The organism is Pseudomonas lactis (assembly GCF_001439845.1).
GTDB lineage: Bacteria > Pseudomonadota > Gammaproteobacteria > Pseudomonadales > Pseudomonadaceae > Aquipseudomonas > Aquipseudomonas lactis.
Genome location: NZ_JYLO01000032.1, coordinates 1 through 4,978 on the forward strand (window position 1 = coordinate 1; position 4,978 = coordinate 4,978).

The following is a 4,978-nucleotide window of genomic DNA, read 5'->3' on the forward strand; positions in this document are numbered from 1 at the left end:
GGGGTGTGCGCCCAGTCAGAAACTGCGAGCCCGCTGGGCCAGTGACACTGAACCCTGAGAAAGAAACGACTATGAAACAAGCAGCTTAAAACGAAGAACAGTGACAACTACCTTGAAAAACACCGCACGAGCCAAACGCCAGATACTCGTTGATCACGGGATCGGTACGGAGCGCATTGGCGTCGAGCGTCAGGCGTTTATCGAACGTCCTCGACCAATAACAACTTTCACATTCAGAGCCTCGGCCTCCAGGAATACCCGTATCACATTTAGAACATTTCGCATTATTGGACTCGGCGCAACGCCGACAGAACTCCCTGCCATCCACCTGTAGCACTAGGAAGCGATGGTGGCGGCACATAGGGCAGGTTCGGGCAGACAATCGAGCGCACCGAGGGCAACACTTGATCATTTGAGAGTCGAAAGCTGTACGTACGAGACGCGTGGATAGAACAGAACACCGCTCGCAGGGCTCCGGGACATTAAAGTAATGGGCGCAGGAATTACATGCTGGGCCATAGTCCGTCAGCTTTCCAACCGGACGACCTAGTCTTCCACAGCGCACGCAGGGTCGTGCAATTACGCATCGGCTACAAACAGCCTTGGCATCGAATATGGGCAGGCGAGAATAGTTTCCGCATCCAGAGCAAAGACGCCGCTTAAACAGGCGCGCATAGCATGTCCCGCAATACCGGTTGCCCGCATGGACCTTCTTGGCTTTTGTCATGGCCCTACCGCATTGATCGCAGTCGGTCGGATGTTCAGAGATGACCATAGGCAAAGATTTTTCGTTGAAGTCGAAGCCATTCACGCTCAACAACAGATCGATCCGCAGGCAGGCGGGATTTGCTGAAAGTGTATTGTTTGTGTGCGCGAACAGTCGTCGCTGAAATTAGAGATCGAGCAACCGTACCTATGAAGGTTTTGCTCACATGCGTTCCAAACACCGAAATTGGGAGTTTGTACTCAGTGATCGCTTGCACCACAACGACAGGAGGGTAAGCAACCAATGGAGCAAGCAATGCCATAAGCTGCATTCGCTCACTTACCTCTAAAAGTTCTAGAGGCAGGCCTGAGTAAATCTGATGGTGTGGTTCGATTTCTACCCCCAACGAGCTCAGCATACGCAGCGTTGGGCCACTCTGGCTTCGCATGGCGTAGCGCAAAATCCCCAACAATAGGTAGGCATATTCGAACCACTCGCCAGCTGCAAAAGCTGCGCTTCCAAAATTCATTTCATGGTCCGCGACGGACTGCAGTTGCAAGGCACCAGTCAAACAAACCCTGTTGTGCAATCCGAAACCGAGATATCCACCACAAGCATGGCAAACCGAGCAATCGATCGCTGGCGGCTTCAACAGCTGTGGTTGAATGGGGGTATGGCATTGCAGGCATCGACTGAGAAGGCAGTTACCGTGTCGGAGACAACCTGTGTGCCATGCAAATCGCCAGTGGCATCGGAAATACGGAATACCTTCCTCAAAGCAGGATGGGCAATATTGCAGGCCACAGCGATGTCGCCGATTGCGGTAGCCCAGCGAAAGAATCCATCGAGCGTTTCCATGTCCAATCTCAGCGTTCGAAACGCAATTCAAGTCCGTAAGAAAACGCCTGGCAGCCACCGCGACATTTGGGAAATCATCACTAGTCAGACGTTCTAGGAGTGAGGGTTTCATACCGCTATCAACATCTGTCGCCCAAATCCGTACCCCTGGCCAAAGCGCCCCGCTGAACGCTAACGGTGAGCAGCCATGAGCAAGCGCATTACGCACCAACCAGGAAGAAAACAATTCGCCGTCCTGGATAGGTTGATAAAGCGGCCAAGGATTCAAACTCTCTCCCTAATCCCGCGCGTAGGCCGAAGCCATGCGTGCTTCTCAATTGTTGCTTTGGTGATCTTTTCACTACCCGAAACAATGGCATCTTTGGCGCACTCCATTAGCAATCGATGCAGATCCCCAGTGTTACCACCTGAAATTGAATGAAGGGCCAAAGCCAGCTCAGGCTTACTCAAACCAGATGCTTGCTGCAGTGGCAGAATCGATTCGAACGATTTGATCAGGCGCTGAAACTCAGGAGATGGCTCCCACCGGCGAAGCGAGACCACATCAAAACGACTGGCGTGCTGCGGATCGGTGTGCAGCACCCGAACGGCATCAGATGTGCCCACACCTACTATCGGTATGGCCAGGGTGTTACACAGCAGCTTGAGAGCGTTCATGACTTCCCTTTGCTTGATCGCCGAGCCGGTCAGGAGCGAATGAAACTCATCGATCACCAACAGGCGAACATGGCACGAGCGGAACATATGAACCACCTGGTAGCGCAATTTTGCTGTGGCATCACTTGCACGGTAAGGCGCCCAAAAACTCTCAAGAATCGAGATGTAGAGCCCTTTCTCATCAGCCGCCGGGGGAGACTCCACCAAAATTACGGGTTTGACAGGCTCACTCTGGACGTTCACATAGCCTTGACCGTACAGCTCCACAAATCGCCGAATAATGGTCGTCTTGCCATTGTTGGAATCCCCGACCAGCAACAGATTAGGCATTCGTGGACGAGAGGGGATCGTCAGTAGCGCCCTCATGGCACTAATTATTTCGTGCGCGGCGGGGTACCCAATCCACCTGGGCTCCTGAATAAACCGGATGCGTTCCTCATCAGACAGGCTCATGACGGCACGAAAATCTGGATGAATGTGCGAGTAATCGCTCATAGGATTTCCTCAAACACCTCGTCCATATCGTCGAGCAATCCCAACAAATCGCGGGGAACGATCGTTTTTGGCTCTAGGGGTACTGGAGCAGCGGGCGTTTTGTTTGTTTGATGGATTTTCTGTCGCTGGGCCAATCGACGCGTCTTTTTGGTGTGGGTCTTAGCGCTTTCCACCAGCTCGCGGTTCTCCATGATCAGCCGCTTGATGAGGTCATCGTCGATATTGGCCAGCCCTCGCTCGACGGCCTGCTTCTTGGCTGCGCGAAACTCCCACACACTGGTCGCCGGGAAGGACTGATTGGCCACCGGGATCTTGAAGTACTGCTTCAGGTGGGGGTCGTAAAACCAGAGTTGGCTGATATCGCGTGGATCACGCCGAAAGATAAATTTGCGCGTCTTACCCGACTCGTCCTTGGCGTTTATCCACGGTCTCAGCGCTTCGGAGTAGTACGTCACATCGAGCTCCACGCCGTAGTGCTGGACGGTTCGCTCATAAGCGGGCAGGAAGTCTCGTTGAATGGTGAAAGCGTCTGCTGGCCGCGGAGGCATGCCAATCGCTGGAGCGTCATCACGCCCTCCAAAAATGCCGACATTCCACTTGTGGAGCGGACTCATAAAGATCTTTGAGTGATACTTGGCGTTGTACTTGAGAATTTCACGCACCAGCCAGACTTCAAATTCCGAAACGGTCAGCGCCGCCTGGGCGTCGGAGTCGATGCCCTCGCGCTGCTGGATATTGCTAAAAGTGGTGCCGGGCAGGCCATGAATGGCTTGCATAAACTTACCCATCAGCCGCTCGATATGACCGCCGTACTTTGGCCGTTTGATGGGGCGGAATCGGTTCTCAATCCCGTAGTTAGAGCAGGACCTGCGCAGGCTTTCAGATCGGAAGTCAGCACCGTTGTCGCTGTGCAAAATGCGAGGAAAGCCCCAGACAGGCCAATCACCTTCGATGCCGTGCGCAAGCAACCACTCTTCCTTGGGAATAATCGAATGCGCCACGCACATGGCGACGGAGATTACTGAGGGCGCGTCGATCGCCAGGTAGTAACCCGTGATCATTCTTGAATGCACGTCGATGGCCAGTGTCAGCCAGAGACGCCCGATGGATTTACGATGCACGTCGTCGACGACCATTACATCGATCGGCGTATGGTCAATCTGGACGACCGCGAGCGGGTACTCGGCGCCGGGAAACGCGCCTGGGGAAGGGGTGTATGCGTTGCGAGCTTTATCTGCAAATCCCCGACCACGAAGAAACTGCTTATCAGTGATACGGCCGATACGCTGACGAATAGTCGACTCAGCCACCATGGGAACACCGCGTGCTTCGGCACGAATGCGAAATTCACTGACCGCTTTGCTGACAGTGGGACGTGTCTTGCTGAGATAATAATCGTGAATCACCTCATCGATGAGCGCATCGGCCTCGGCTGGAATACGGACGGTGCCAGCCTGCCAGCCGCGTTTTCTTGGAATTAGGGCCAACAACTCTCCCCAGCTTTTGTAACGGTCCATCCAGCGGTAGATAGTCGCACTGTCCACCTGGTACAGCATCGCGCGAGCCTTGATCTCGACCTTGGTTCGAACAACGTCTCCAAGCAATGGCTCAATGGCCTCAAATCGCTTCTTCGCAATCGCCCATTGCTCTTCAGTGATGCTTTCCGTGTCGTAATTGACATAGAGGCCGTCCAGTCGCTCCTGGGCAACCGGTTTGAGGCCTTCAACCGGCAAGGCCGAGGCGCGACCGCTGTATACATCAATTCCAACCACCGTCTTGAAGTCCAGTACCTGGTTGATTCGGTAGACGTCTTCGCCATAACGAACAAACGCATTTCGCTCGAGGGAAACACGTGCGCGATCAGGCACAAAAGCCTGAGGTTTTTCCTCGTGAGTATTTGTCTTGTTCATGGCGAGGGGATCCAGACATCGAGAAAATCGTTTAGCGGCTGACGGATGTCGCAGTCGAGCTGACGCGTCGCGATCAGGTACCAGATGTGACTGATGCCGCGCCCGCGGTAGATGCCGGCAAAATGAATCGCCAGCAAGTAGTGCACCGGCACTGATCCGGCCTCACGAACCGTTTGAACAACCCATTCACTCTCCTCACGTGAGAAGTCCATCGCTTTGTAGCGGTCGGTGTTTTTCAAGGTAGTTGTCACTGTTCTTCGTTTTAAGCTGCTTGTTTCATAGTCGTTTCTTTCTCAGGGTTCAGTGTCACTGGCCCAGCGGGCTCGCAGTTTCTGACTGGGCGCACACCCCA

Annotated in this window: 5 protein-coding genes and 1 pseudogene; all 6 read right to left on the bottom strand. The window is 53.9% G+C overall.

Annotated elements, in window-relative coordinates:
• Positions 1-761 precede the first annotated feature (761 nt).
• The 6 genes and pseudogenes from TX24_RS32710 to TX24_RS30030 all read right to left on the bottom strand — a co-directional run bounded on the left by TX24_RS32710 (position 762) and on the right by TX24_RS30030 (position 4,865).
• On the bottom strand, positions 762-1,235 hold the full coding sequence (locus tag TX24_RS32710; protein ID WP_244175967.1) for a hypothetical protein: 474 nt from the start codon (positions 1,233-1,235) through the stop codon (positions 762-764).
• 119 nt (positions 1,236-1,354) lie between these two features.
• Positions 1,355-1,564, bottom strand: a complete 210-nt coding sequence (locus TX24_RS32715) for a hypothetical protein (RefSeq protein WP_244175968.1) — start codon at positions 1,562-1,564, stop codon at positions 1,355-1,357.
• A pseudogene (locus tag TX24_RS33035) lies at positions 1,473-1,772 on the bottom strand (hypothetical protein); the annotation flags it as partial. The gene TX24_RS32715 and the pseudogene TX24_RS33035, both read right to left, overlap by 92 nt.
• Before the next feature lie 56 nt (positions 1,773-1,828).
• Complete coding sequence (locus TX24_RS30020; protein WP_057712106.1) at positions 1,829-2,716, bottom strand: TniB family NTP-binding protein; 888 nt, start codon at positions 2,714-2,716, stop codon at positions 1,829-1,831.
• Positions 2,713-4,626 (bottom strand): Mu transposase C-terminal domain-containing protein, encoded by a 1,914-nt coding sequence (locus tag TX24_RS30025; RefSeq protein ID WP_057712107.1) that lies wholly within the window; start codon positions 4,624-4,626, stop codon positions 2,713-2,715. The genes TX24_RS30020 and TX24_RS30025 overlap by 4 nt, the downstream gene beginning before the upstream one ends.
• Entirely contained in the window at positions 4,623-4,865 is a 243-nt protein-coding gene (locus TX24_RS30030; RefSeq protein WP_157255592.1) for a TnsA endonuclease C-terminal domain-containing protein, read from the bottom strand. The genes TX24_RS30025 and TX24_RS30030 overlap by 4 nt, the downstream gene beginning before the upstream one ends.
• Positions 4,866-4,978 lie beyond the last annotated feature (113 nt).